This is a genomic window from Pseudonocardia adelaidensis (genome assembly GCF_039543345.1).
In the GTDB taxonomy this organism is placed as follows: Bacteria; Actinomycetota; Actinomycetes; order Mycobacteriales; family Pseudonocardiaceae; genus Pseudonocardia; species Pseudonocardia adelaidensis.
In genome coordinates this window covers 208,372-233,302 of record NZ_BAABJO010000011.1, presented here as the reverse complement: position 1 = coordinate 233,302, position 24,931 = coordinate 208,372, and the positions used below count along the sequence as shown (strand labels likewise).

Below are 24,931 nucleotides of genomic sequence, written 5' to 3'. Positions count from 1 at the left end.
GAACGTACAAGACGTGGGACGTTCCACGCGGGCACGCTCTGCAGGTGCGTTTCGACACCAAGATCGCCGTGCTGCTGCGGGATGATCTCGAGGTCTGGCAGCGGTTGAACGTCACCGCCTTCCTGGCCAGCGGGATCGCCGCGAACGCCGAGCTGCTCGGCGAGCCCTACACCGATGCGGACGGCACGCTCTACACCCCGATGTTCCGCCAGCCCGTCCTCGTCTTCACCGGTGACTCGGACGTGATGGCTGCAGCGCACGAGCGGGCTGTGCGCCGCGGGCTGCCGACCGCCGTCTACACCGAGGAGCTCTTCTCGACGGGCCACGACGAGGCGAACCGGGCGGCCGTGCGCGCGGTCGCCCGCGACGACCTGAAGCTGGTCGGTATGGCCGTGCACGGGCCCCGCAACGCCGTGGACAAGGTGCTCAAGGGCGCGACGCTGCACCCGTGACAACCGCCTCGCGCACGGCCGGGACGATCTCCCGCGCCCAGCGCGCGAGGGAGGCGGCGTCCGGCGTGCCGCCGCTCGGCGAGAACAGCATGAAGCCCGCCGCGTCGTGCTCCAGCACGGCGCCGGTCAGCTCCTCGACCCACTGGGCCACCGATCCGCCGACCCAGCGGCCGTCGCGGTCGCGGGTGGCCGGCAGCGGACGGTCGGTGATGCGCCCGGGGAAGTTGAAGATCGTGCGGATCTCCCGCGGGTCGCGGCCCACCGCCGCCGCTGCCTCGTCGATGACCGGTCGCGACGACCGGTAGCGCTCGCTGAGCCAGTCCGCCGCGTGGCCGGGGAGCCAGCCGTCGGCGACGCGTCCGGTGGCGGCGAGCGACTTGCGCCCGACCGATCCGGTCCACACCGGCGGAGCGGTCACCGGGGCCGGCTCGATCCGGTGCACCCGGTGGTGGCGCCCCTCGAAGGTGACCGGAGGGCCGCCGCCCGCGAGCTTCTTGACCAGCACGATCGCCTCCTCGAAGGCGCGCACCGCCTCGTCGGGCGAGAGCCGGGGCACGCCCATGTCGGCGATCCGGTCCCACAGCCCGCCGGCACCCATGCCGAGCACGATGCGGCCGCCGGAGAGCGCCGACAGCGACGTGACCGTCCGCGCCAGCATCGGAGCGGGCCGGGTCGGCAGGTTGGTGACGTTGGCGAAGCCCGCGATCCGCCGCGTGCGCCCGAGCGCGAACCCGACGGCGGCGTAGGCGTCCAGGCGCTCGCCGATGTAGGGGTGGTCGGACAGCGAGAAGAGGTCGAGGCCGTCCCGGTCGGCCTCCTCGGCCATCCGGAGCAGGTCCCGCCCGTCGGCGATGCCGCTGTGGGCGCCGAACCCGAAGACGACGCCGTGCTCATGCATCGACCTGCTCCTTCCCCGCGGTGCCGAACAGCTCGGCGTACCTGCCGATGCCGAGGTCGGCGCCCTTGTACTCGGAGACCGTCGCCACCGGGACGGCAACCGGTCCGTCGGGCGAGGGGAACTGGCCGACGCCGCCGCGCGGCCCGAGCGGGAGCAGGATCACCGGGTCGGGAGCGGGCAGGTAGATGGCGCCGGGCCGGTCGCCGCGCAGCTGCGCGGCGATGTTCCGGGCGACGACCTCGGCGTGCCGGGTGGCGTGGAGCGCCATCTTGGCCTCGGCGACGTCGGTGATGTCGCCGATCGCGTAGACGTGGTCGTACCCCTCGACGGCGAGGGTCCCGGTGACGTGGACCTGTCCGCGCCCGGTGCGGGTCGTGAGCCGGCCGTCCGCGAGGTAGTCGCTGTTGACGCGCACACCGTGGGCCCGGAACCAGATGTCGGCGGTGAGCTCGGTGCCGTCGGTCGTGGTGGCGGTGAACGTCCCGACCCGGCCGGGCTCGGTGGCGGGCGGCGCGGCGAGGCGGGTGCCCAGCCGCAGCCGGATGCCCAGCTCGTCGAGCTGGCGGTGCAGGTCCGCGCGCACGTCCGCCCGGAACCCCGGCAGCAGCTGGTCCCCCGGGTCGACGACGGTCACCTGCTTGTGCGGCCAGGCATCCTTGATCTCCCCCGCCAGTTCGAGGCCGACCGGCCCGGCGCCGGTGATCAGCACGTGCCGGGCGTCGGCCAGCTCCTTGTGGGTCCGGCGGAGGTCGTCGAGTGCGTCGCTGCGCGCGTCGGCGGCGGGCTTGCCCGGGTACGAGTAGCTGGAGCCGGTGGCGAGGACCAGGTACTCGGCCGCCACCCGCCTGCCCGAGGCCAGCGTGACGCCACCCGGGTCGACCGAGACGGCGCGGTCGCGGACCACGGTGCCCCTGGCGAGCAGCGTGTCGTAGGGGAAGAAGATGTTGCCCGCCCAGTCCGGCTGCGCGAGCGCGCGCAGCGATCCCGCCGAGTGGACGAACGCGTCCCGTGGATCGATGAGGACCACGTCGGCCGCCGCGTCCAGCGCCTTGGCGACCGCCGAGCCCCCGTACCCTCCGCCGATGACGACGACGGTGCGACTCATGCTCCACGCTCCATCAGTTGAAGTTCGTGGCACGAACTATATTAGTTCGTTCCACGAACTTCAGTGTGATGCGGGGCACTAACGCGATTCGGGCGGCTCGAGGAAGACCATCGGGACCTCGTTGTCCAGGACGATGCGGCCGAGCAGCGAGGCGAGCGCGCCGCGCTCCTCGGTGCTCAGGTCCCCCGCGAGGTCGGCGACCCGCCGGCACGTCTCGACGTAGAACTCCTCGGCGAGCCGGGCGCCCTCGGTGGTGAGCGCGACCCGCACCGCCCGCATGTCCTGCGGGTCCGGCTCGCGCCGGACCAGGCCGTTGCGCTCGCTGCGGTCGACGAGGCCGGTGAGGCTCGACTTGGCAAGGCGGAGCGTGGCGCCCAGCTCGCCCATGCCGTACGGCTTGGCCATCAGCACGCACAGCAGCTGTCCCTGCTGCGGCGTGATCCCGTACTCCCGGGCCGACTCGGCGTACACGGCGTTCACCAGGAACGCGGACCGCACCAGCGCACCCACGACACCGATCTCATCGCCGATCTTCGCCACACGTCCAGGGTACAGATCAGTTCGTGGGACGAACTACTCCCTCGGGGGGTGGTGATCCGCTGGTCACGCCGCGTCCGCTGCGGCACCATCTGCCGCATGAGCCCATCCCGTCGAGGGCGGCGCCTCGATGCCGTCGACGAACGCGAGTCGGCCACCCCGCTCGAGCTCTTCTTCGACCTCGTGTTCGTGTTCGCGCTCACCCAGGTCACGGAGTTCATGTCCGAGCACGCCGGCGCCGTCGACGTCCTGCGCGGACTGCTGGTGATCACCGTGATGTGGTGGTGCTGGATCGGCTACTCGTGGCTCTGCAGCCTCGTGCGGGCCGAGCAGGGCGCCATGCGCATCGGGTTGTTCGCCGCGATGGCGGCCGTGTTCGTCCAGGCCATCACGATCCCGGAGGCGTTCGACGACCTGCCGGGCGGCTTGCAGGGGCCGGTCGTGTTCGCATGCTGCTACTTCGTGGTGCGCGCCGTGCACGTCGCGATGTTCTGGCTGGCGAGCCGGGACGACCCGCAGCTGCGTGGGCAGGTGCTGCGCTTCCTGCCGTCGATGCTCGCGGGCACGATCCTTCTGCTGATCGCGTCGCAGACCACCGGCACCACACAGATCGTGCTCTGGTTCGCCGCCCTCGCGGGCGACTACCTCGGCACGCTCGTAGCGGGCAGCAAGTGGCGGATGGGCTCGGTCGCGCACTTCGCCGAGCGGTACGGCTTGATCATCATCGTGGCGCTCGGCGAGTCGATCGTGGCGATCGGCGTGGGCGTGGCCCACCTGCCGATCTCCTGGCCGATCGTCACTGCTTCCGTGCTCGGGCTCGTCGTCGCCGGAGCGATGTGGTGGGCCTACTTCGACGTCACCGCGCTGATCACCGAACGGGCCCTGTCCACCGCCGAGGGTGAGCGGCAGGTCCGGCTCGCCCGCGGTGGCTACACGTTCCTGCACCTGCCGATGGTCGCGGGCATCGTGCTCATGGCGCTCGGGCTGAAGAAGGTGCTCGGCTACGTCGGCGGCGAGGAGGGCCACACGATCGCCGACCCGATCTACGGCATCCCGCTGGCCGCGCTCTACGGCGGCGCCGCCCTGTACCTGCTGGGGCACGTCGGCTTCAAGTGGTACGTCACCAGGTCGCTGAACGTGGAGCGGCTGATCGTCGCGGTGCTGGTGGCCGTGCTGGTCCCGCTGGTGTCGACGTTGCCGGCGCTGGTCTCCCTCGCGGTGCTCGCGGTCGTGCTCAGCGCGCTGATCGGGTTCGAGACCTTCCGCTACGCCGAGCTGCGCAGGGAGATCCGCGCCGCAGCGCACGAGCACTGAGACCGGCTCACGGCTCGTCGGTCTCGGGGGCCAGCACCCAGACCGCGGCGTAGAGCACGATGCCCATCCCGAAGCCGAGCACGGTGAGCGTCACGAGGCCGATGCGGATCACGGCCGCGTCCACACCCAGGCTCTCGGCGAGCCCGCCGCAGACGCCGGCGACCATGCGGTCGGTGCGGCTGCGGCGCAGCCGGAACTTCGGCCGCTCCGTCGGCTCCGGGGCAGGCGCGATCGACGGCGGCACGTCGGTGGCGTCGAACGGGCCCGCGTTGCCGGTGATGTGGGTGGTCTGTTCGGTGGTCGAGTCCATGCCGTCGAGACTGCCGCCCGCGCCGGGCCGCGGCCTCCGGGTCCGTCCCTGGTCCCACCCGGATCCGGCCCTGATGCCTGGGCCGGATTCGCTCGGGGTCGGCCCGGGCAGCAGCGTCCCCGCGCGGTCAGATGGGTTGATTCCTGGGTTCTCAGTGGTCGAGGGCGATCGGGGGAGCGCCTGACGGGGGCGCCGCGGCGGTCGGGGCGGTCGAAGGTGATACCCGGGCCGGCCGTGCACGTGGTGTCGTCCGAGGTGCAGCACGCGCACCTGGATCGCCGATCAAGGGGAAATGGGGGCCGAATGATCTGCGGGAGCGACCATCCGCCCTTGGTCGCCGCTGCCGAGCAGCCATCTGCCCTTGATCGATGCGGTGGCCCCGGTTCCGGCCCCGGCCCGGGGGGATCACCGACCGAGTCGTGCAGCGCCGCCTGCATCCCCCGATGACCGGCACCGCGATCATCGCCGACATGTCCTCGCGGCTCACCGGCCCGTCGAACGGGTGGGTGATGCTGCGGGCGCTGACGTAGTCGCCGACCCGGACCGGCCGGGCCAGCGCCGGCACCCGCCCGCCGACGCCCTGCCCGATCGGCACCGCGAGGTCCTGGAGGGAGTCGGTGCGGTTGCCCGCCAGCCACCTGATGACGGCCTTCGACGTGCCCTCGACCTCGGCGACGAAACCCGCGTCCGCGCCCGCGGCCTCGCGGATCAGCCGCGCGGTGCCGTGCAGCGCCAGCACCCTGTCGAGCACCGACAGCAGCCCGTCGCGCTCGGCGCGCAGGGTGGCGAGCAGGTGCTCCTGGCCGATGACCCGGTCCCGCGCTGCCCCTCACCCGACGGCATCCGCGGACGATGGCACAGCACCCGGGCCGCGCGACAGCCCCCGGTGGAGAGGGTGCGCCGGGGTCCGTCAGGAGCGGCGCTGCCGGCCCCAGCCCGGCACCCGGTGCTTCGGGACGTCCTTCTCCGCGCCGGCCGCCGTCGGCGGTTCGGGGGACGGGGGGACCTGGCGGTCGCGCTCCCGGATCATCCGGCCGACGAGCACGCCGACGACCGCGGCGACGACCACCCATGCCGCCGCCACCACGATGATCCAAGCGATGGTGCTGATGAGCGCTCCCTGGTCGCGGGCGCCGCCAGTGTCCTACCTGCTTCCAGCTCCTGCACAGCGAGGACACCGGGACGGGTGACCGAAAACCCGGAGTCCGCCCGTTCAGCTCACGTCGGGGACAGCGGGTCCGAGCAAATCGTCGGCATCGACGATCCGGTAGGCGTAACCCTGCTCCGCGAGGAACCGCTGCCGATGCGCCGCGTAGTCGGTGTCGAGGGTGTCGCGCGATACGACCGAGTAGAAATGCGCCTGCCTGCCGTCGGCCTTCGGCCGCAGCAGCCTGCCGAGCCGCTGCGCCTCCTCCTGCCGCGATCCGAATGTGCCGGACACCTGGATGGCGACGCTCGCCTCCGGCAGGTCGATGGAGAAGTTGGCCACCTTGCTCACCACCAGCACCGGCAGTTCGCCGCGGCGGAACGAATCGAATAGCGCCTCCCGCTCGCGGTTCTTCGTGGAGCCCTGGATGACGGGCGCGTCGAGCACCTGTCCCAGCTCCTCCAGCTGCTCCAGGTAGGCGCCGATGACGAGCGCGGGCTCGCCGGGATGGCGCTCGAGGATCCCCTTCACCACGGCGAGCTTGGTGTGGGCGGTGGACGCGACCCGGTAGCGTTCCTCCGGCTCCGCGACCGCGTAGCCCATCCGCTCGTTGTCGGTGAGCGTGACCCGCACCTCGGTGCACTCGGCCGGGGCGATCCAGCCCTGCTGCTCGATGTCGCGCCACGGCGCGTCGTAGCGCTTCGGGCCGATGAGGGAGAAGACGTCGCCCTCGCGACCGTCCTCGCGCACCAGCGTTGCGGTGAGGCCGAGCCTGCGGCGCGACTGCAGGTCGGCCGTCATCCGGAACACCGGCGCCGGGAGCAGGTGCACCTCGTCGTAGATGATCAGGCCCCAGTCCCGGGAGTCGAACAGGTCGAGGTGCTTGTACTCGCCCTTGCTCTTGCGCGTCATCACCTGGTAGGTCGCGATCGTGACCGGGCGGATCTCCTTGCGCTCCCCCGAGTACTCGCCGATCTCGTCCTCGGTGAGGCTGGTGCGCGCCACGAGCTCGCGCTTCCACTGCCGGCCCGCCACCGTGTTGGTGACCAGGATCAGCGTTGTGGCCTGGGCCTCTGCCATCGCGGCGGCACCCACCAGCGTCTTGCCCGCGCCGCATGGCAGCACCACGACACCGGAACCGCCCGCCCAGAAGCCCTCGACGGCCTCGCGCTGGTAGCTGCGCAGCGACCAGCCGTCCTCGGCCAGCGCGATCGGGTGCGCCTCACCGTCGACGTAGCCCGCGAGGTCCTCGGCGGGCCAGCCGATCTTGAGCAGCGCCTGCTTGAGGTGGCCGCGCTCCGAGGGGTGCACGACGACGGTGTCGTCGTCGACGCGGGCGCCCAGCAGCGGCGCGATCTTCTTCTGGCGGAGCACCTCCTCCAGCACCGCGCGGTCCAGTGCGACCATCACCAGCCCGTGGACCGGCGAGTTGGTGAGCTGCAGGCGCCCGTAGCGGCCCATGGTGTCGACGACGTCGACGAGCAGCGGCTGCGGCACGGCGTAGCGCGAGTACCGGACCAGCGCGTCGACGACCTGCTCGGCGTCGTGGCCCGCCGCACGGGCGTTCCACAGCGCCAGCGGGGTGACCCGGTACGTGTGGACGTGTTCCGGCGCGCGTTCGAGCTCGGCGAACGGTGCGATCGCGGCCCGCGCGGCGGGGGCGTCGGGGTGGTCGACCTCGAGGAGCAGCGTCTTGTCGGATTGGACGATGAGCGGCCCGTCGGTCATGAGCGGATCTACTCCTTGCAGGCGAATGGTGCCTTGAGGGACGCTACACAGCGTGATTCGTAGGTCCATTCGGGGGAACGAATCCGCAATAGCGGACCTCGGCGGATGGGGGCCCTCTGAGCTCGGGCTATACTTCCCGGGCTCTGTCCGAGAGCGCACGTGCGCCACCGCGATCGTACCGGGTCCGGGTGCTCAACGCCCTTCCCCAGAGGGCGCGTGTCGGATCGGAGCGCGCACGATGCGGGCCGGAACACCCGACCGGTTCGCCCCCGACAGAAGGCGCGACGGATCGACCCGATGCTCTTGCCACCCGGGCATCACGCCCGAACCCGGCCACCCACCGACCAGGGGCCGCAGCTCGTCCGGCCCGCACTCGCAAAAGGTTGCGCGTGCGTGCCAGAGTGCGGCAGATCGTCGCCGGCAATCCTCAGGGGGACGTTGACGTGACCAGCACCGAGACCAGGCAATCCTGGTCCGAGCGGCTGAACCCGCGTAACTGGACGCTGACGGTCAAGCTGGTGGTGGTCGGGATAGTTCCCGCACTGCTGGCACTGGTCCTCGGCGTCCTGCGCGTCTCCGACCAGGCGGGCGCGGCGGCCGAGCTCGGCCGGAGCACCCAGCTGCTCGACGTACAGCAGAGGGTGACCAGCACCGCGGGCGTCCTGCGCCAGGAGCGGGACGAGGCCACGCTCTACGTGGCGGGCGGGCGCGCGGGCGACCGCGGCGTCCTCGAGATCGGCTTCAACCAGAGCGAGGCCGAGGCCGAGGAGATGCTCACGGCGCTCGAGGGCGCCGACGGGCTCGAGCCCACCACCGTCGCCGCCGTGGCTCAGGCCAAGGGGCAGATCGGCCAGCTGCAGAACCTGCGCGCCGACGTCACCGACAACCCGGGCATCGGCGCCTCGCAGATCCTCAGCCGGTACGGCGAGGTGGTCGCGAGCCTCGACGTCCTCGACCGCGCCCTGCTGCGCCAGCTCCGCACCCCCGAGGTCTCGGGGCTGTCGGACGCCCTGACCGCCGCCACCGGCGCGGCGGAACAGCTCGCCGTGCAGCACACGATCCTCGGTGCGGGCATCCGCGCCGGATCGCTGCAGCCGGGTGACGCCAACGCCGTCGTGGCCACCGACGACCGGCTCCGGTCGGAGTTCGCCGAGTACCAGGTGTCGCTCACGCCGCAGCAGCTGATCCGCTTCGGCAACTTCCTCGACGACGCCGCCAACGCCCAGCGCGAGCGGCTCAAGGCGACGATCCTCGCCACCCCGCCCGACCAGCCGATCTCCGTGCCGTCGTACGAGTGGGACACCGCGTACAACGGTTCCCGCGCCGCCGTCGACCGCTCGGCCGACCTGCTGCGCAACGAGCTGGTGTCCACCAGCCAGGCCAGCGAGGAGCAGGCCAGCAACCTCGCAGGTGTCAACGCCGTCATCCTGATGCTGGGCCTCCTGGCCGGCATCGCGGTGGCCGTGCTCCTCGCCCGCGCGCTGATCCGGTCGCTGCGCGTGCTGCGTTCCTCGGCCCTCGACGTCGCCGAGCGGCGGCTCCCGGACGCCGTCGAGCGCATGCGCGCCGGGCACACCCCCGACGTCGCGGTCGACCCGGTGCCCCTCGTCGGCCGCGACGAGGTCGGCCAGGTGGCCCGCGCGTTCGATGCGGTGCACGGCCAGGCCGTCCGCCTCGCGGCCGAGCAGGCCGCACTGCAGGCGGGCGTCAGCGCGATGTTCGTCAACCTGTCCCGCCGCAGCCAGGCCCTGGTCGAACGCCAGCTGCAGCTGATCGAGCAGCTGGAGAGCAACGAGCAGGACGCCGACCAGTTGGCGAACCTCTTCCAGCTCGACCACCTCGCCACCCGTATGCGGCGCAACAGCGAGAACCTGCTGGTCCTCGCGGGCACCGACCTGGCCAAGCGCAACATCGCGCCGGTGCCGGTTGTCGACGTGCTCCGGGCCGCGGTCTCGGAGGTCGAGTCCTACCAGCGGATCGTCGTGCAGACCCCGCCCACGGCCACGGTCGCCGGGCGCGCGGCGTCCGACGTCGTCCACCTGCTCGCCGAGCTGCTGGACAACGCCACCAACTTCTCCCCGCCCGACTCCCAGGTGGTCATGAGCACCGCCCGCGCCGGCGACGGCTCGATCATCGTCGAGATCGCCGACCGCGGCGTCGGCATGGCCGAGCACGAGCTGGCCGACGCCAACCAGCGCCTGGGCGGCCCGTCGTCGGTCGACGTGTCCGCGTCGCGCCGGATGGGTCTGTTCGTGGTCGGTCGCCTCGCGACCCGGCACGGCATCAACGTCCGGCTGACGTCCTCGGCGGGCGGCGGGTCGGGCCTCACCGCCTCCGTCACCGTTCCCGCGCACCTCATCCCGTCGATCGAGCCGGTCGAGGTGAGCCGCACCGCGGGCCTCCCGCTCGTCACGGGTGCCGGGCGCCCCACGGTGCCGCCGCAGCGCGGTGTCAATGGTGCTGCGCGCAGCGGTGGGCTCTCTGCGCTGATCGCCGGCACCGACGGCACCGCGAACCCCACCAACGTCTTCGACGCGCCGCTGGGCGGCGACGGGCAGCTGTTCACCCCGCCGTCGGGTCCGGCCGGCACCCCGCCGCCCGCCCTGCCCAGCAGGCGCCCGGGCTCCAGCCTCCGCCCCGGCGGCCCGCCCGAGCCCCCCGAGGGCGGCGACCGTTCCGAACACCGTGGTGTCGACCCCGCGGAGGAGGAGGCGCGCGAGGTCGCCGCGCAGGCCCGCCGCGACCAGGAGGCCGCGGCACGGGCCGCGGCCGCGCGGGCCGAGGAGTCGGCGGGCACGCGGTCGGAGCAGCCAGGCGCCGAGGCCCGCAACGGCCGCGCCGTCGGCTTCGCGGGCGGCCAGGACCAGAAGGGCGCCGAGCAGCAGGACCCGGACCAGCAGCACCCGGACCAGCAGGGCACCGGTGGTGAGGGCGACGCGCAGGCCGCGCCGTACTCCAACGGGCGGATCGTGCCGCCTGCCACCGCCTCCGGCCTGCCCCGGCGCACGCCGGGGCGGCCCGGCATGCCGAAGCCCGCGGCCGAGCAGGCCCCGTCGCAGGAGGCGGCGGCCGAGCAGAGCCCGGCGCAGTCGGCCACGGGGCAGCCGGAGTCCCGGTCGGAGCTGTCGCCCCGGCAGGCCGAGCCCGCGCAGCAGGAGCCGGAGCAGGAGCAGCCGTCGGGGCGCGAGCAGCACGCCGACGACGCGGCCGCAGCGGTGTCGCCGCCCACCATGCCGATGCCCGCGGTGCGGCGCACCCGCGGCGAGGCGACGCAGCACCCGGCGACGCAGCACCCGGCGACGCAGCACCCGGCGACGCAGCACCCGGCGACGCAGCACCCGGCGACGCAGCACCCGGCGACCCAGCAGCCCGATGCCGAGCCCGCGGAGCCTCAGCAGGCGGCCGCCGAGCGGCCCGAGACCCGGCAGGCGCCTGCGGAGCCCGCCCAGCAGGCAGCCCAGGAGCAGGCAGCCCAGGAGCCGGACGCGCCGCAGCCCGCGGCTCGTGCGCAGGCTCCCCAGCCGGCTCCGCGGCCCACCCCGCGGCCCACCCCGCGGCCGTTCTCCACGGCAGGCGCTGCGCCCGCGTCGGAGCAGGCCCCGGCGGGCGGCCGGGCGGAGCAGGCGGCGTCGGATGCCGACACGTTGTTCGCGCCGAGCGTGCCGGTCATCTCCGAACCCGGCACCGGCCTCGGCCTCGGCAGCCGCCCTTCCACCGGGTTCGACCTCGGCGAGACCACACCGATCTTCGAGGAGATCGCGTCGGCGTGGTTCCGTTCGAACCGGCCGGTCCCGGTCGACTACGAGACCGAGCGGAGCAACGGCACCGCCAAGCCGAAGCCGGGCCCGGCCACACCGCCGCAGGCCCCACCGGCCGCCGCGGCTCCGCAGCCGACGTCGCCGCCGCAGCCGCAGCCGCAGCCCACGCAGCAGCCGGCACCGCAGCGCATGCCCCGGCGTGCGCCGTCCCCGCGGCCCAGCCCGGCCCCGGTGTCGCCGCCCACGGCTGAGATCCCGATCACGCCGCAGCCGCAGCCGCAGCCGGAGCCCCAACCGCAGGCGGCGCCCGCACCGGCCGAGCAGGAGTTCGCGAGCATGGCCGACGAGGGCTGGCGAGCAGCCAGCGCGGTCACCCAGCGCGAGGACGAGCTCACCGCGGCCGGGTTGCCCAAGCGCAGGCCACGTGCGCGACTGGTCCCCGGCAGTGCAGGATCGTCCGTACTGGCGGCGCCGGCGGGTTCCACGCGAAGCGCGGAAAGCATCCGCGGCAGGCTCGCGAGTTACCAGCAGGGCGTTCGCCAGGGCCGCGAGAGCAGGGGTCGCGGCGCTCAGCAGCACAACGGTGGTACGGGTCCCGCCAATGCGGGTGGTAATCACGACGAGGAGTCCTCATGACGGCGCCACAGGTCCAGCCGAGCCGGTTCGGATGGCTGGTCACGAACTTCGCGGAGCGGGTGCCCGGCGTGGCACACGCCATCGTCGTGTCCGCCGACGGTCTGCTGCTCACCGCATCCGACCGGCTCCCGCGCGACCGGGCCGACCAGCTCGCCGCGGTCGCGTCGGGTCTGGTCAGCCTCACCCAGGGCGCGGCGCGCTGCTTCGACGCGGGCGGTGTGGTCCAGACGGTCGTCGAGATGGACCGCGGCATCGTGCTCCTGATGTCGATCAGCGACGGTTCCTGCCTCGCGGTGCTGGCGTCACCGAGCTGTGACATCGGCCTGATCGGATACGAGATGACGCTGCTGGTCGACCGGGTCGGCCAGCTGCTCACGCCCGAGCTGCGCGCCGAACTGCAGGGTACGTTCGGCCGCTGAACGGTCACCGCCCGGTCAACCACTTATCGCAGCCACCGGCAGGAAAGCAGGTGAATGTCAGATGAGCTCCGGTCCCGACGACGAGCGCCGGCAAACCTCGGAGCCGACTTTCGCCGACGTCATGAACGGCTTCAGCTTCGACGCTGGCCGTTCGTCGCGCCGCCGGCGGTGGGGGCGCAGGCGGGGTGCCGAGGCCGAGGCGCCGTCGGAGAACGTCGACGCCCCTGGTGCTGGCGCACCCATGCCTGCCCCGCCGCCCGCACCGGCGCAGCAGGCGCCGCCGGGGCAGCCGCTGCACACCGCGCCGATCGACCTGCGCGGGGTACCGGCAGACCAGGGCGGGCCGGAGGCCGGGGCTTCGGCCGTCCGGCCGTACGCGTGGACCCGTGGGCGCACGAAGTCCGGCCTCGACCTGGCGATCGAGGCGCTCGTCTCCACGAGCCAACGAGCCAAGGACCAGATGGGTCTGCTGCAGATGGAGCACCGGGCCGTCGCGGAGCTCTGCGAGCAGACGCGGTCGGTCGCCGAGGTCGCGGCCCTCCTGTCGATCCCGCTCGGCGTCGCCCGAGTGGTGCTGGGCGACATGGTCGGGCTCAACCTGGTGACAGTGCACCAGACAGCGAGCAGCGCCGGCACCGAGCCGGATCTCGCATTGATGGAAAGGGTGTTGAGTGGACTCCGTCGGCTCTAGTTACCCCGGCCGGCCGCCGGCGGTCGCCACCGCGGCCACGATCTCCGCCAAGATCGTGGTGGCGGGCGGCTTCGGTGTCGGCAAGACGACGTTCGTCGGCTCGGTGTCCGAGATCATGCCGCTCACCACCGAGGCCGTGATGACCGAGGCCAGCGCGGGCGTCGACGACCTCGCCGCCACGCCGAACAAGCAGACCACCACGGTGGCGATGGACTTCGGCCGCGTGTCGCTCGACGCCGACCTGATCCTGTACCTGTTCGGCACCCCCGGGCAGCACCGCTTCTGGTTCATGTGGGACGACCTGGTGCGTGGGGCGATCGGCGCGGTCGTGCTGGTGGACACCCGCCGGCTCGCCGACTCGTTCGCGGCGATCGACTTCTTCGAGGACCGCGGGCTGCCGTACATCGTCGGGCTGAACTGCTTCGACGGCCTGCTGCAGCACCGCATCGAGGACGTCCGCGAGGCCATGTCGATCGACGCGAGCATCCCGATCATCAGCTGCGACGCGCGCAACCGCCAGTCCACGAAGCAGACGTTGATCACGCTCGTGGAGCACGCCATGCACCACCGCATGACCGCAGGGGCGCGCTGACGTAGAACGGCTCTCTCAATCGAGAGCACTGCTCTTGACCGGCGGCACTGGATGCGCGACACTGCTCTCTAACGAGAGCGCCGCTCTCCTGTCGCCGGAGGAACCCCATGACCGTCCCCGCAACCGTCGACGGTGCGCCCGCTACCGCAGCGGGCGCCTGGTCCTTCGCCACCGCGGGGGCGCTGTTGGTGCTCTACCCGGCGCTGCGTCCCTGGTCCGACGCAACCCCTCAGGGTGCGCCGGCCGCGTTCACCTCGCCCGCCTGGGTCCCGGCGCACCTCGCCGCGGTCGCCGCGTTCGTCCTCGTCGCCTTCTCCCTGTTCGGCCTGCGCGCCGCGCTGGTCCGCACCGGCGGCGCCCGGCCGATGACGGGCGCCGCGCTGATGTGGGCCGTCGGCGCCGCCCTCGTGCTCCCGTATTACGGGGCCGAGGCGTTCGCGCTGCCCGTCATCGGCGAGCGCATCGTCCACACCGGGGACAGCGGCCTGCTCGAGGTGGTCGAGGCGTTCCGGATGGGGACCTGGCCGGCCACCACCTTCGCGGCCGGGCTGCTGCTCCTCGCCGCCGCGGGGGTGCTGGTGGCCGTGGCGGTGGCGGGATCGGGCGTGTTCCCGCGCTGGGCGGGCCTCCCGTTCGCGGTGGGCTTCGCGCTGTACCTCCCCCAGTTCTTCGGGCCGCCTGCGCTGCGGATCGCGCACGGTGTCCTCGTGGGAGTGGGCTGCCTGGTGCTCGCCGCCGGGATGCGCGGAAACCGGGAGCTCATCCGGGTCGCACGGCGCTGATCAATCGGGGTCCTCCACCAGCGCGATGCTGGTGATCCGGTGCAGTGGCACGCGGTGCACGTCGCCGTTGACGGTGTCCCGGCCCTCCACCACGCCACCGCCCACGGAGTGCGGCGCCAGCACGCGCTCGCCTGCCACGCCGTGGGCGTCGACGAACCCGATCCAGACGCTGCGGTGGGCCGCGGCGGCCGAACGGAGCATGTCGAGCGTGGAGCCGTTCGTGGCGGCCGCGGCCGTCCCGCGCCGGACCCCGGCCATCGCGTCACCCGCGCGCATGCGTGACACGAGCGCGGCGAGCTGCTCCGCGTCCTGCTCGGGAGGGCCGGAACGGGCGGTGGTACGGCGGCGGCGGCGGGGGGACGTGCGGCGGCCGCGGTCGGTCAGGTCGAGCACGGCCCCGCCGGGGTCCTCCGCCGCCGGGGTGAAGCCGGCGGCGCGCAGCCCGTCCAGCAGCTCGACGAGCGGCAGCGGGGAGACGAGCACGGTGGGGGCGATGCGCCGCAACTCGAGTGCGGCGGTGCCGGGGTGGGCGAGCACCTCGGTGACGAGCACCTCGTCGTCGGAGCGCAGGAACGAGGCCGCCATCCCGCCGCGCAGCTGCCCGTGCCGGCGTGCCACGTCGTCGACGAGATAGGTGAGGCCCTGCGGCACGGGGGTGGCCGAGCGCTTGGCGAACATCTCGTGCAGGTCGGCGGCCGAGCGTCCGGCGTCGAGCGCCCGGCGGATCGTGGCCTCGGTGAAGCGGTACACGGTGGCCCCGCCTGCCGACTCGACGTCGGCCACCAGGTCCAGCTCGCGGGCGAGCGCGGTCTCCAGCGGTCCCGGGGCCACCGCGGTGAGGTCGGCCTGCAGGAGCACGTGGTCGACCGGATCGGGCAGCGCGACGCGCAGGGCGGCCACGAGCCGGTCCGGATCGGTGAGCAGTGCGCGACCGGGCCCACTGATGGCGTCCAGGGCCACGACGCCGAGCACGGTGGCCTCCGCGAGCACCCACGTGACGAGCTCGTCGCGCAGCCGCCCGCCGCGTCGCGGGGCACGCCAGGCGAGGAGGTCGGCGAGCGCGGCGGCCGAGGAGGGCGCGGTGCCGGCCGGCAGCTCCGCGAGGCCGGCCAGCACCCGGCGCCGGTCGCGGGGGGCGAGCGGGCGGCGGACACCGTCGGAGAGCGCGGAGATCGGCCGGCCCGCGTCGTCCTTGCGGCCGATGAGGCCGGGCAGCCGGGGCAGGTCGAGCCACGCACGCGCGATCGTGGCCCAGCGGATCTCCGGACCGCCCGCCGCCCAGACGTCCGCGGTGGTGGTGGGCACCCAGTCCGGCACCACGCCGTCGCTCTCGGCCACGAGGTCGGCGGCGAGGGCAAGCTCGACGAGCAGGGCGCCGGTGGTCTCGTCGGTGTCCATCTCCCGCGCCGCCCGGCGCAGCTCCCGCACGCCGAGGCCGCCGGAACGCAGCACCGGCGGCGGCGTGTGGGCCCAGAAGGCGATGAGCAGGTCGAGGCGGCGCAGCACCTCCAGCGCGGCGCCACCGGCCGTGCGGTCGACGACGTCCGCGCCGCGGTTCACCGCTCCGACGTCCGGCGGCGCGACGGGGACCTGGCCCATCGGCCGGTCGCCGCGTAGCGCGATGCCCACCTGGCGGGGCAGCTCGACGGTCTCGGGGTCGACGCGCAACAGGAGCCCGCGGGCGAGCAGCCGCCCGACCGGGCTGTCCGGGTCGGCGCCGGAGCGGCTGCGCCCGATCGGCGGCCCGGCGGCCAGCGCCTCCAGAACGCGGCGCTCCTCGGGCGTGACGGCGGCGAGCAGCTCCGGCAGCGCGGACGACCCGGCCGGCCCGGAGGCGGGCCTCCCCAGCCCGCCGGGGTGCCGCGGCACCACCTCGCGGGCGGCAGGCACGAGCGAGAGCGCGTCATCAGGGCCCCACACCAGTGCCCTGGCCCGCAGGGCGGCCAACGCCGCGTCGAGCGTCTCGGCGCCTAGGTCGGGGCCGAGGAGCCGGGCGAGCTCGGTGACGGCGACGGGCGCGGTGTCGGCGTCCGCCACGACGGCGGCCTCCAGCACGGCGAGCGTGACGCTGTCGAGGTCGTCGCAGGCGCGGTGGACGGAGGCGCGGACGCCGGCCCGGGTCGCCAGCACGACGAGATCCGCAGGCGGCGGCACGCCGAGGTCGGGGCGCAGCCGCAGCAGCGTGGCGAGCGTCTCGTCGTCCTGGGCGCGCAGCCAGTCGACCAGCGGAGTCGTCATCACGTTCCACGGTAGCCCGCGACGTCGTGCCGACCGGTGCGGGATACTGGTCATGACCACCGAGAACGAGGAGGACATCGTGGCCGAGCGCTCGCCCCGGATCGACCCGACGTGGCCGGACCTGCCCGACGGCGAGCACCCCGTCACCGAGCTCGCGAGCCCGGTGCAGGGCTCACTCTCCCCGTTCGGGGACGTGGAGTTCCCGCTCGACGAGGTGCCTTACGTCCACCCCCGGACGGAGATCAACCGATAAGCGCTCCCGCGGGCCTGCTGCTCGCCGCAGGCGCAGGCCGGCGGATGGGCCGGCCGAAGGCGCTCGTGCGGCTCGACGGCGAGCCGCTGGTGCGGCGGGCCGTCCGGGTGCTCGCCGACGGCGGCTGCGCTCCGCTCGTGGTCGTCGTCGGCGCGGCGGCCGATGAGGTCGAGCGGCTCCTGCCGGCCGGCGTGCGCGTCGTCGTGGCCGAGGACTGGGGCGAGGGCATGGGGGCGTCGCTGCGCGCCGGGCTCGCCGCGGTCGAAGGGCTGGATCCCGTGCCGGACGCCGCGCTCGTGCACCTGGTGGACCTGCCGGGGGTCACGGCGGCGGCCGTCGCCCGGCTCGCGGCGTCCGCATCCGCCCACTCGCTCGCGCGCGCGGCGTACGACGGCCGCCCGGCCCATCCGGTGCTGCTCGGGCAGGCGCACTGGCCCGGCGTGCGCGCCGCGGCCACCGGCGACGCGGGTGCACGTGGGTACCTGTCGGGCCACCCGGAACTGGAGCTGGTCGAGTGCGGTGACCTGGCCGTGCCGGACGACGTGGACACCCCGGAGCAGCTCGCGCACCTTGCACAACGACTTCCGCGCCCGCACCCGAACTGAAGTCGGTGTGCGAGCGCGGACGTCGGCGTGCGATCAGAGGGTGAGGCGCTGGCCCACCTTCAGGGTGTCCGGGTTGGCCTTCAGCGCCGGGTTCTTCTCGACCAGCGCCTTCCAGCCGCCCGCGACGTTGTTGGTGGACGCGATGCGGCCGAGCGTGTCGCCGCGCTTGACCACGTAGTCGCCGCTCGTGGACGTCTCCTGGGCAGCCAGGCGCACCTGCTCGCCGGAGTTGTCGGCCTTGCGCGTCGGGGTACCGCGCTCCGTGGAGGACTCGCCGCGGACGCCCGCCTTGCGCGAGCAGACCGGCCATGCGTTCCAGCCCTGCTTGGCGAGCACTCGCTCGGCGACGACGATCTGCTGCTCACGGCTGGCCTTGTAGGCCACGGGAGCGAACTGCTTGCCGCCGAACCCGGACCAGGTCTTCGGGGTGAACTGCAGGCCACCGTGGAAGCCGTTGCCGGTGTTGATGTCCCACCGACCGCCGCTCTCGCACTTCGCGAGCTTGTCCCACGCCGTGTCGGGGGCGGCGTTGGCGGGGGCTGCGACGAGCAACGGGGCGCCGACGACGGCGCCTGCGACGGCGGTGCGGGCGATGGTCCGACCGGTCCTGCTCGGGGCACGGTGACGGCCGCGATAGCGGGCCATGGGGCAACTCCGCGCGCTGCGCCTCGCGGACCTCTACCGCCGGGGAGCTGGCGGTGCGGCCCTGCTGGGCCGCGGTCCGTTCCTGTCCCGCGCCTTGTGAGGGGACGGGGCCGGGAACGCCGGACAGGGGGAGCGCTGCGTTCCCGGGGGCCGTCCGGATCTGGGGCATCCGGCCGAACCGAGGAGGGACGCTACGTCCGGATCAGCCGATCGGGAACCCCCACCGCGTGCGGGGGAACTGCCGGAACAGGGCCGGATGGGCGCCTCGGCGCCCGTTTCGCCCAGCTCAGTGGGAGGTCGGACCCAACGGCCAAGATTACTTTCAGGTTGCTAACTAGTGATGCAGATCACGTTTCGAGTGGGTCTCAGAAGCCGGTCCGCCGAGGTCGTAGGGTTCTCTCGTGGAGCTGACCCACGTCGACGCCGCCGGTGCCGCCCGCATGGTCGACGTCACCGGCAAGGAGGCCACCGCGCGCACCGCGGTGGCCACTGGACGGCTGCGCACCACCGCTGAGGTGGTGGACCTGCTGCGCCGCGACGGACTGCCCAAGGGCGACGCGCTCGCCACGGCCCGGATCGCCGGGATCATGGGTGCGAAGCGCACGCCCGACCTCGTGCCGCTGTGCCACCCGATCGCGCTGAGCGGTGTGGTGGTCGATCTCGAGGCCGACGGCGAGGAGGTCCGGATCCGCGCCACGGTGCGCACCACCGACCGCACCGGCGTGGAGATGGAGGCGCTCACCGCGGTCGCGGTCGCCGGTCTCACGCTGCACGACATGGTGAAGGCCGTCGACCCGGCCGCCGTCCTCGACGCGGTGCGCGTCGAGCGCAAGGAGGGCGGCAAGACCGGCACCTGGACGCGGCCCGAGGACAGGACGTGACCGCCGAACGACGGGCCAGGGTCGTCACCGCGTCGAACCGCGCGGCAGCGGGTGTCTACGCCGACCGCGGCGGGCCGATCATCGTGGAGTGGCTGCGCGACCGCGGGTACGCCACGCCGGACGCCGCCGTCGTGCCGGACGGTGAGCCGGTGGGTGAGGCGCTGCGGGCGGCCGTCACCGACGGCGTCGACGTCGTGATCACCACCGGCGGCACCGGCATCTCGCCGACGGACGCCACCCCGGAGATCACCCGGGCCGTGCTCGACTACGAGGTGCCGGGGCTGGCCGACGCGATCCGGTCCGCCGGCGCGCCGGCCGTGCCGACGGCGGTGCTGTCGCGCGGCCTGAGCGGCGTCGCGGGGCGCACACTGGTCGTGAACCTGCCCGGATCGACAGGTGGAGTTCGGGACGGTCTGGCCGTGCTGGCCGGCGTCCTCGACCACGCCGTCGACCAGTTGCGAGGAGGGGACCACCGATGACCGGCACCGGAACCGGCGCCGCCGTGCTGCGCGCCGAGGTGGGCGAGGCCCCGCTCGACGTCGCGGAGCACGCCGCGCTCGTGGACCAGGCCGCCGCGGGGGCCGTGGTGACCTTCGCGGGGGTCGTCCGGGACCACGACGGCGGTCGCGCCGTCCGCGGCCTCGAGTACAGCGCCCACCCGACCGCGGGGAAGATCGTGGCCGAGGTCGCGGCTGCCGTCGCGGGCAGGGCCACCGGGGTGCGGGCGATCGCGGTGAGCCACCGGATCGGCCCCCTCGGGATCGGCGACGTGGCGCTGGCCTGCGCCGTCGCCGCCGATCACCGGAAGGACGCCTTCGCGGCCTGTGCCGAGCTGGTGGACGAGGTCAAGCGCCTGCTGCCCGTCTGGAAGCACCAGCTGTTCGCCGACGGCACCGACGAGTGGGTCGGTTCCGCCTGACGGCACTCGTATCAGTCGCGGCCCCGCAGGCCGAGCTTCTTCGAGCAGGACGGCCACGCCTTCCAGCCCTGGTTGGCGAGCACGCGCTCCGCCACCCTGATCTGCTCCGACCTGCTGGCCTGGTGCGCCTTGCCCTTGCCGCCGTGCGCGCGCCAGGTGCCGTGGCTGAACTGGAGACCGCCGTAGAACCCGTTGCCGGTGTTGGTCTTCCAGTTACCGCCGCTCTCGCACTTCGCGAGCTTGTCCCAGGTCGAAGTCGAGGCCGCGTTCGCGGTCCCGGCGACGGCGAAGGGGGCGCCGACCGCAACTGCACCGACGACGGCCAGTCGCACCAGCTTTCGGCCCAGGCGGGAATCCGGTCGTGAAGTCATTTCGGGGTCTCCTGATCACACCGGCGAGGCGAACGCGCTCGTCAGCGGGCCGCGAGCGGGCCGTCGACAACGTTCGGGCGATCATGAATGGCGCGGGGGAAGGCCACTCATGAATGCCGCACTCGCTCAGTCCCGTCTTCTGCTCGACGGACCGGAACCGCGGGACTGGGAGCGGTGTGACGGTTCCGGATGCATTTCGGTCGAACCTTCTGGTGCGACCGCTCGTTGACGCTACGAGTCAGGTCGGGCGAATCGTCAAACCAGACCGGCGTGAGCAACGTCACGTTAACGTCGCGATTGACTTGGCGGTAAGGGGATTCACCCAGCTCAGAAGCCCGTGATCACGTTTCGATCACAGTGAAAGCAATATCTCCAAAGCGGAAGTATTACCGATTGCGTCACGTCTCGTGGGCGACCCGGGGTGACCAACTGTCACCGTGCGTACATGACGGGGCTCACCAGTAGTGGCTGCCCGGCCGCCCGTCCGTCATGCTGGAACCGTGACAGAACGCCCCTCGAATACTGCGGGGTCGCCCGCGGAGCTGGCGGCGGCCCTGCGCTCCACCGGCTACCTCGCCGACGACGGACTCGCCACCGCCGCCTTCCTCGCGATGGAGATGAACCGTCCGCTGTTCTGCGAGGGGGAACCCGGCACGGGCAAGACCGCGCTGGCTCAGGCGCTCGCGCAGGTGCTGGGCGCCGAGTTGATCCGGTTGCAGTGCCACGACGGCATCGACGCGTCCCAGGCGCTCTACGACTGGGACTTCCCCCGGCAGCTGCTGCACCTGCGTGCACTGGAGGCCGCGGCGTCGGCCACCGGGGACACCCTCGACGCCGACGCGGTCGAGGCCTCGCTCTACGACCCCCGCTTCCTGCTCGCCCGCCCGATCCTGCGCGCGTTGCAGACCAGCCCGAGCGTGCTGCTGATCGACGAGGTCGACCGCGCCGACGACGAGTTCGAGGCCTTCCTCCTGGAGGTGCTCACCGAGCACGCCGTCTCGATCCCCGAGGTCGGTGAGATCAGGGCGAAGGAGCCGCCGCTGGTGGTCCTCACGTCCAACCGCACCCGCGAGGTGCACGACGCGCTCAAGCGCCGCTGCCTCTACCTCTGGCTGGACCACCCGGATCTGCAGCGCGAGATCCAGATCCTGCACTCGCGGCTGCCCGGCCTGCCCGAGCGGCTCGCGGCCCAGGTCGCGGGCGCGGTGCGGAAGCTGCGGCAGGCGGACCTGCTGAAGCCACCCGGCGTCGCCGAGACGATCGACTGGGCACGGGCGCTGCAGCTGGTCGGTGCGCGCCACCTCGACGTGGACAGCGCGGCGGCCACGCTCGGCGCCGTCCTCAAGTACCGCGAGGACGCCGACCGCATCCGCGCCCAGCTGGACACCCTCCTCGCGTCCTGACACCGGATGGGACCCACGCTCACACCGCCGTCCACGGACCCGCTGCCGGGGCTCGTGGGGTTCACGGTCGTGCTCCGCAACGCGGGGCTCGCCATCACGACCGACCGCGTGGCGGCCTTCCTCTCGGCCCTCGACGCCCTCGACGTCACCGACCGGGTGCAGACCTACTGGGCGGGCCGCCTGACGCTCTGCTCCGACCCGGACGACCTGCCGCGCTACGACCAGGCGTTCGCCCGCTGGTTCGAGCCGGAGCGGGGCGGCCGCACCCAGGTGCGCGACGAGCGGCCGCCACCGCCGCCGCGGCTCGCCGCCCTCACCCCCGGGGACGAGGCGAGCGGCGAGGATGGCTCGGACTCGCCGCAGATCCACGCGCGGGCGAGCGGCACCGAGATCCTGCGCCACCGCGACCTCGCCGAGCTCACCCCCGTCGAGCGTGAGCACCTGCGCCGGCTGATGGCGCTGCTCCGCCCCGAGCCGCCCACCCGCGTATCGCGGCGGCTGCGCCCGTCCGCACACGGCAACACCGACCCTGGCCGCACGCTGCGGGCGGCCCTGCGCAACCACGGCGAGCTGCGCGAGCTGTACAGGCGCGACCGGTCCCGGCGGGCCCGCCGGGTGGTGCTGCTGGTCGACGTCTCCGGCTCGATGGAGCCCTACGCCGACGCGCTCCTGCGCTTCGCGCACGTCGTGGTCCGCCGGTCCCCCGGTGCGGTCGAGGTCTTCACCCTCGGCACGCGCCTCACGCGCGTCACCCGCGAGCTGCGGATGCGCGACCCGGAGCGGGCGCTCACGGCGGCGGCGAAGGCGATCCCGGACTGGTCGGGCGGCACCCGGCTGGGCGAGGTGCTGCGCGCTTTCGTCGACCGGTGGGGGCAGCGCGGCGCGGCCCGGCGGGCCGTGATCGTCGTGTTCTCCGACGGCTGGGAGCGCGGTGAGACCGACGTGCTGCGCGAACAGATGGGCAGGCTGCGCCGGCTGGCCCACCGCGTGGTGTGGGTGAACCCGCACGTCGGCAAGGACGGCTATGCGCCCGTCCAGGGTGGAATAGTCGCAGCCCTCCCGTTCTTGGACGACTTGTTGGCAGGCCACAGCCTGGCCACCCTGGAACGACTGCTCGAGGTGGTACGAGATGCGTGACGTCGTGGATCAGCTCGAGGGCTGGTGGAAGAACGGGCAGATCGCAGCCCTCGCCACGGTCGTCGGGACCTACAGCTCCGCGCCCCGCCAGCCGGGCGCGTCGATGCTCGTCGGGCCGGACGGCGAGGCCGTCGGGAGCGTGTCCGGCGGGTGCGTCGAGGGCGCGGTGTACGAGCTGGGCCAGCAGGTGCTCGCCGACGACCGGCCGGTGCTGCAGCGCTACGGCGTGTCCGACGACGATGCCTTCGCCGTGGGCCTCACCTGCGGCGGCATCATCGACATCTTCGTCGAGAAGATCGACCAGGCCAGCTACCAGCAGCTCGGCGCCGTGGCGGACGCGATCCGCTCCGGCTCGCCCGTTGCGGTCGCCACCGTCGTCGCCGGACCCGCCGAGCGGCTCGGGAAGCGCCTCGTCATCTGGCCGGACCGCGTCGACGGCGGCACCGGCTCCTCCCGGCTCGACGACGCCGTGCGCGACGACGCACGCGGCCTGCTCGACGCGGGCCGCAACGCGATGCTGCACTACGGCGTCGACGGCCAGCGCCGCGGCGAGGGCCTCGACGTGTTCGTCGAGTCGTTCGCGCCGCCGCCCCGCATGATCGTGTTCGGGGCCATCGACTTCGCCGCCGCCGTCGCGAAGATCGGCAGCTTCCTCGGCTTCCGGGTCACCGTCTGCGACGCACGTCCGGTCTTCGCCACGGCCTCCCGCTTCCCGGGCGCCAACGAGGTGGTCGTCGAGTGGCCGCACCGCTACCTCGCGGCCGAGGCGGAGGCGGGCCGGATCGACCGGCGCACGGCGCTGTGCGTGCTGACCCACGACCCCAAGTTCGACGTCCCGCTGCTGGAGGTCGCGCTGCGGCTGCCCGAGGTGGGCTACATCGGGGCGATGGGATCGCGCCGCACCCACGACGACCGGATCGAGCGGTTGCGCGAGGCCGGGGTGACGGATGCGGAGATCGCGCGGATGTCCTCCCCGATCGGCCTCGACCTCGGTGCCCGCACCCCGGAGGAGACGGCCGTCTCGATCGCCGCCGAGATGATCGCGCTGCACTGGGGTGGCGCGGGCTCCCGGCTCGCCGAGCGCGAAGGCCCCATCCACGCCTCCTGACCGCCCACCGGAACACCGGTGCCGGGCTCGGCGTTCTCCTCGTGCGCGTAACGCGTGCAATGCTGTAATCGCGAGGAGGTCGTCATGGACGAGCTCGACTCCTACTCCCGCACCGTGAGCGCCGTGGCGGCCGAGCTCACCGGCCGCGTCGCCGCCGTCCGCACCGGCCGGGGCAGCGGGTCGGCCGTGGTCGTGCCGGGTGACGGGATCCTCGTCACGAACGCCCACGTCGTCGGCGAGGCCCGCACGGGCCGGGCCGACTTCCTCGACGGCACGCAGACCGGCGTCACGGTCGTCGGCACCGACCCGCTCTCCGACCTGGCCGTCCTGCGCGCCGACCGCTCGGGCGACCTGCCGCCGCCGGTCCGGCTGGGCGACGCCGACGCGCTGGTGGTGGGCCAGCTCGTCGTCGCGGTCGGCAACCCGCTCGGTCTCGCGGGCTCGGTGACCGCAGGCGTCGTCAGCGCGCTGGGGAGGGCACTGCCCACCCGCAGCGGCAGCGCGGGCCGCGTGGTCGAGGACGTGATCCAGACCGACGCCGCGCTCAACCCGGGCAACTCCGGTGGCGCGCTGGCCGACTCGCACGCCCGGGTGGTGGGCATCAACACCGCCGTCGCCGGGATCGGGCTGGGCCTCGCGGTCCCGGTCAACGCCACCACCCGCCGGATCGTGGAGACGCTGCTCGCCGACGGCCGGGTGCGGCGGGCCTACCTCGGCGTGGTCGGGAGCCCGGCACCGGTGCCCGCGGTCGTCGCGGAGAAGTACGGGCGCAAGAACGGGCTGCGGCTCGCCGAGGTGATCGGTGGGAGCCCCGCGGCGCGGGCCGGCCTGCGCGCGGGTGACCTCGTCCTCGACGTCGGTCGCAGACCGGTGCAGGACGCCCAGGGCATCCAGCGCCAGCTGTTCGGTGAGGCCATCGGCGTGCCGCTCCCGGTCACGGTGCTGCGCAACGGGGCGATGGTCGACGTCGTCGCGGTGCCGACGGAGCTCGGTTAGCGTCGC

General features: G+C 73.5%; 24 protein-coding genes and 1 pseudogene. 15 read left to right on the top strand and 10 right to left on the bottom strand.

What is annotated here, in order from left to right:
* Positions 1 to 38 precede the first annotated feature (38 nt).
* A complete protein-coding gene (locus ABEA81_RS17250) occupies positions 39 to 452 on the top strand; it encodes a DUF2000 family protein (protein WP_345606158.1) in 414 nt (137 codons plus the stop codon).
* Here the strand turns inward: ABEA81_RS17250 and ABEA81_RS17245 are convergent.
* From ABEA81_RS17245 to ABEA81_RS17235, 3 genes are all read right to left on the bottom strand, one after another.
* Positions 427 to 1,350 carry an LLM class flavin-dependent oxidoreductase gene (locus ABEA81_RS17245; RefSeq protein WP_345606132.1) on the bottom strand — a complete coding sequence of 308 codons (924 nt, stop codon included), beginning with the start codon at positions 1,348 to 1,350 and terminating at the stop codon, positions 427 to 429. The genes ABEA81_RS17250 and ABEA81_RS17245 overlap by 26 nt on opposite strands.
* Positions 1,343 to 2,455, bottom strand: coding sequence for an NAD(P)/FAD-dependent oxidoreductase (locus ABEA81_RS17240; RefSeq protein ID WP_345606130.1), 1,113 nt, complete (start codon positions 2,453 to 2,455; stop codon positions 1,343 to 1,345). Before ABEA81_RS17240 ends, ABEA81_RS17245 begins: the two co-directional genes overlap by 8 nt.
* Before the next feature lie 78 nt (positions 2,456 to 2,533).
* Complete coding sequence (locus tag ABEA81_RS17235; protein WP_345606128.1) at positions 2,534 to 2,995, bottom strand: MarR family winged helix-turn-helix transcriptional regulator; 462 nt, start codon at positions 2,993 to 2,995, stop codon at positions 2,534 to 2,536.
* A gap of 96 nt (positions 2,996 to 3,091) precedes the next feature.
* On the opposite strand from ABEA81_RS17235, the gene ABEA81_RS17230 reads away from it, so the two are divergent.
* Positions 3,092 to 4,306, top strand: a complete 1,215-nt coding sequence (locus ABEA81_RS17230; protein ID WP_345606127.1) for a low temperature requirement protein A — start codon at positions 3,092 to 3,094, stop codon at positions 4,304 to 4,306.
* Positions 4,307 to 4,313: 7 nt separating this feature from the next.
* On the opposite strand, the gene ABEA81_RS17225 is transcribed toward ABEA81_RS17230, so the two are convergent.
* From ABEA81_RS17225 to ABEA81_RS17210, 4 genes are all read right to left on the bottom strand, one after another.
* Positions 4,314 to 4,616, bottom strand: coding sequence for a PspC domain-containing protein (locus tag ABEA81_RS17225; RefSeq protein WP_345606126.1), 303 nt, complete (start codon positions 4,614 to 4,616; stop codon positions 4,314 to 4,316).
* A gap of 151 nt (positions 4,617 to 4,767) precedes the next feature.
* Positions 4,768 to 5,367 carry a hypothetical protein gene (locus tag ABEA81_RS17220; protein WP_345606125.1) on the bottom strand — a complete coding sequence of 200 codons (600 nt, stop codon included), beginning with the start codon at positions 5,365 to 5,367 and terminating at the stop codon, positions 4,768 to 4,770.
* A 159-nt stretch (positions 5,368 to 5,526) separates the two neighbouring features.
* Positions 5,527 to 5,700 carry a hypothetical protein gene (locus ABEA81_RS17215; protein WP_345606124.1) on the bottom strand — a complete coding sequence of 58 codons (174 nt, stop codon included), beginning with the start codon at positions 5,698 to 5,700 and terminating at the stop codon, positions 5,527 to 5,529.
* Positions 5,701 to 5,829: 129 nt separating this feature from the next.
* Positions 5,830 to 7,491 (bottom strand): DNA repair helicase XPB, encoded by a 1,662-nt coding sequence (locus ABEA81_RS17210; RefSeq protein WP_345606123.1) that lies wholly within the window; start codon positions 7,489 to 7,491, stop codon positions 5,830 to 5,832.
* Between the two features lie 443 nt (positions 7,492 to 7,934).
* Here ABEA81_RS17210 and ABEA81_RS17205 point away from each other — a divergent pair, with 443 nt between their 5' ends.
* The 5 genes from ABEA81_RS17205 to ABEA81_RS17185 all read left to right on the top strand — a co-directional run bounded on the left by ABEA81_RS17205 (position 7,935) and on the right by ABEA81_RS17185 (position 14,369).
* Positions 7,935 to 11,885 (top strand): sensor histidine kinase, encoded by a 3,951-nt coding sequence (locus ABEA81_RS17205; protein WP_345606121.1) that lies wholly within the window; start codon positions 7,935 to 7,937, stop codon positions 11,883 to 11,885.
* Entirely contained in the window at positions 11,882 to 12,304 is a 423-nt protein-coding gene (locus ABEA81_RS17200; RefSeq protein ID WP_142052004.1) for a roadblock/LC7 domain-containing protein, read from the top strand. Before ABEA81_RS17205 ends, ABEA81_RS17200 begins: the two co-directional genes overlap by 4 nt.
* Before the next feature lie 61 nt (positions 12,305 to 12,365).
* Entirely contained in the window at positions 12,366 to 12,995 is a 630-nt protein-coding gene (locus ABEA81_RS17195) for a DUF742 domain-containing protein (protein ID WP_345606120.1), read from the top strand.
* On the top strand, positions 12,976 to 13,587 hold the full coding sequence (locus ABEA81_RS17190) for a GTP-binding protein (protein WP_425570587.1): 612 nt from the start codon (positions 12,976 to 12,978) through the stop codon (positions 13,585 to 13,587). Before ABEA81_RS17195 ends, ABEA81_RS17190 begins: the two co-directional genes overlap by 20 nt.
* Positions 13,588 to 13,694: 107 nt before the next feature.
* The gene (locus ABEA81_RS17185) at positions 13,695 to 14,369 is read left to right on the top strand and encodes a hypothetical protein (RefSeq protein WP_345606119.1); all 675 of its coding nucleotides are present in this window, start codon (positions 13,695 to 13,697) and stop codon (positions 14,367 to 14,369) included.
* Here the strand turns inward: ABEA81_RS17185 and ABEA81_RS17180 are convergent, their stop codons facing one another.
* Entirely contained in the window at positions 14,370 to 16,607 is a 2,238-nt protein-coding gene (locus tag ABEA81_RS17180; RefSeq protein ID WP_345606117.1) for a helicase-associated domain-containing protein, read from the bottom strand.
* Between the two features lie 52 nt (positions 16,608 to 16,659).
* Between ABEA81_RS17180 and ABEA81_RS17175 the strand changes: the two genes are divergently transcribed.
* Positions 16,660 to 16,860 carry a hypothetical protein gene (locus ABEA81_RS17175; protein WP_345606116.1) on the top strand — a complete coding sequence of 67 codons (201 nt, stop codon included), beginning with the start codon at positions 16,660 to 16,662 and terminating at the stop codon, positions 16,858 to 16,860.
* Positions 16,857 to 17,465, top strand: a complete 609-nt coding sequence (locus tag ABEA81_RS17170; protein ID WP_345606155.1) for a nucleotidyltransferase family protein — start codon at positions 16,857 to 16,859, stop codon at positions 17,463 to 17,465. The genes ABEA81_RS17175 and ABEA81_RS17170 overlap by 4 nt, the downstream gene beginning before the upstream one ends.
* 33 nt (positions 17,466 to 17,498) lie before the next feature.
* Here ABEA81_RS17170 and ABEA81_RS17165 read toward each other — a convergent pair whose 3' ends face one another.
* Positions 17,499 to 18,110, bottom strand: a complete 612-nt coding sequence (locus ABEA81_RS17165) for a LysM peptidoglycan-binding domain-containing protein (RefSeq protein ID WP_345606115.1) — start codon at positions 18,108 to 18,110, stop codon at positions 17,499 to 17,501.
* 401 nt (positions 18,111 to 18,511) lie between these two features.
* Between ABEA81_RS17165 and moaC the strand changes: the two genes are divergently transcribed.
* Both moaC and ABEA81_RS17155 read left to right on the top strand, forming a co-directional pair.
* Positions 18,512 to 18,991, top strand: coding sequence for a cyclic pyranopterin monophosphate synthase MoaC (gene moaC, locus ABEA81_RS17160; protein WP_345606114.1), 480 nt, complete (start codon positions 18,512 to 18,514; stop codon positions 18,989 to 18,991).
* Positions 18,988 to 19,910, top strand: a pseudogene (locus tag ABEA81_RS17155) (molybdenum cofactor biosynthesis protein MoaE). The gene moaC and the pseudogene ABEA81_RS17155 overlap by 4 nt, the downstream one beginning before the upstream one ends.
* Before the next feature lie 11 nt (positions 19,911 to 19,921).
* Here the strand turns inward: ABEA81_RS17155 and ABEA81_RS17150 are convergent.
* Positions 19,922 to 20,281: a transglycosylase family protein gene (locus tag ABEA81_RS17150; protein WP_425570586.1), complete on the bottom strand. Its 360-nt coding sequence runs from the start codon at positions 20,279 to 20,281 to the stop codon at positions 19,922 to 19,924.
* Positions 20,282 to 20,781: 500 nt separating this feature from the next.
* On the opposite strand from ABEA81_RS17150, the gene ABEA81_RS17145 reads away from it, so the two are divergent.
* The 4 genes from ABEA81_RS17145 (at position 20,782) to ABEA81_RS17130 (ending at position 24,925) form a co-directional block, all read left to right on the top strand.
* Positions 20,782 to 21,684, top strand: coding sequence for an AAA family ATPase (locus ABEA81_RS17145; protein ID WP_345606113.1), 903 nt, complete (start codon positions 20,782 to 20,784; stop codon positions 21,682 to 21,684).
* A 6-nt stretch (positions 21,685 to 21,690) separates the two neighbouring features.
* Complete coding sequence (locus ABEA81_RS17140; protein ID WP_345606112.1) at positions 21,691 to 22,821, top strand: vWA domain-containing protein; 1,131 nt, start codon at positions 21,691 to 21,693, stop codon at positions 22,819 to 22,821.
* Entirely contained in the window at positions 22,814 to 23,929 is a 1,116-nt protein-coding gene (locus ABEA81_RS17135) for an XdhC/CoxI family protein (protein ID WP_345606111.1), read from the top strand. Before ABEA81_RS17140 ends, ABEA81_RS17135 begins: the two co-directional genes overlap by 8 nt.
* An 84-nt stretch (positions 23,930 to 24,013) precedes the next feature.
* Complete coding sequence (locus ABEA81_RS17130) at positions 24,014 to 24,925, top strand: S1C family serine protease (RefSeq protein ID WP_345606110.1); 912 nt, start codon at positions 24,014 to 24,016, stop codon at positions 24,923 to 24,925.
* Positions 24,926 to 24,931 lie beyond the last annotated feature (6 nt).

What these genes read in the sequence shown, in the direction of transcription:
- ABEA81_RS17135 (WP_345606111.1), top strand. Translation starts at nt 22,814, where the DNA reads ATGCGTGACGTCGTGGATCAGCTCGAGGGCTGGTGGAAGAACGGGCAG.
- ABEA81_RS17180 (WP_345606117.1), bottom strand. Translation starts at nt 16,607, where the DNA reads ATGACGACTCCGCTGGTCGACTGGCTGCGCGCCCAGGACGACGAGACG.
- ABEA81_RS17175 (WP_345606116.1), top strand. Translation starts at nt 16,660, where the DNA reads ATGACCACCGAGAACGAGGAGGACATCGTGGCCGAGCGCTCGCCCCGG.
- ABEA81_RS17150 (WP_425570586.1), bottom strand. Translation starts at nt 20,281, where the DNA reads ATGACTTCACGACCGGATTCCCGCCTGGGCCGAAAGCTGGTGCGACTG.
- ABEA81_RS17165 (WP_345606115.1), bottom strand. Translation starts at nt 18,110, where the DNA reads ATGGCCCGCTATCGCGGCCGTCACCGTGCCCCGAGCAGGACCGGTCGG.
- ABEA81_RS17140 (WP_345606112.1), top strand. Translation starts at nt 21,691, where the DNA reads ATGGGACCCACGCTCACACCGCCGTCCACGGACCCGCTGCCGGGGCTC.
- ABEA81_RS17225 (WP_345606126.1), bottom strand. Translation starts at nt 4,616, where the DNA reads ATGGACTCGACCACCGAACAGACCACCCACATCACCGGCAACGCGGGC.
- ABEA81_RS17230 (WP_345606127.1), top strand. Translation starts at nt 3,092, where the DNA reads ATGAGCCCATCCCGTCGAGGGCGGCGCCTCGATGCCGTCGACGAACGC.
- ABEA81_RS17195 (WP_345606120.1), top strand. Translation starts at nt 12,366, where the DNA reads ATGAGCTCCGGTCCCGACGACGAGCGCCGGCAAACCTCGGAGCCGACT.
- ABEA81_RS17245 (WP_345606132.1), bottom strand. Translation starts at nt 1,350, where the DNA reads ATGCATGAGCACGGCGTCGTCTTCGGGTTCGGCGCCCACAGCGGCATC.
- ABEA81_RS17185 (WP_345606119.1), top strand. Translation starts at nt 13,695, where the DNA reads ATGACCGTCCCCGCAACCGTCGACGGTGCGCCCGCTACCGCAGCGGGC.
- ABEA81_RS17240 (WP_345606130.1), bottom strand. Translation starts at nt 2,455, where the DNA reads ATGAGTCGCACCGTCGTCGTCATCGGCGGAGGGTACGGGGGCTCGGCG.
- ABEA81_RS17200 (WP_142052004.1), top strand. Translation starts at nt 11,882, where the DNA reads ATGACGGCGCCACAGGTCCAGCCGAGCCGGTTCGGATGGCTGGTCACG.
- ABEA81_RS17210 (WP_345606123.1), bottom strand. Translation starts at nt 7,491, where the DNA reads ATGACCGACGGGCCGCTCATCGTCCAATCCGACAAGACGCTGCTCCTC.
- ABEA81_RS17130 (WP_345606110.1), top strand. Translation starts at nt 24,014, where the DNA reads ATGGACGAGCTCGACTCCTACTCCCGCACCGTGAGCGCCGTGGCGGCC.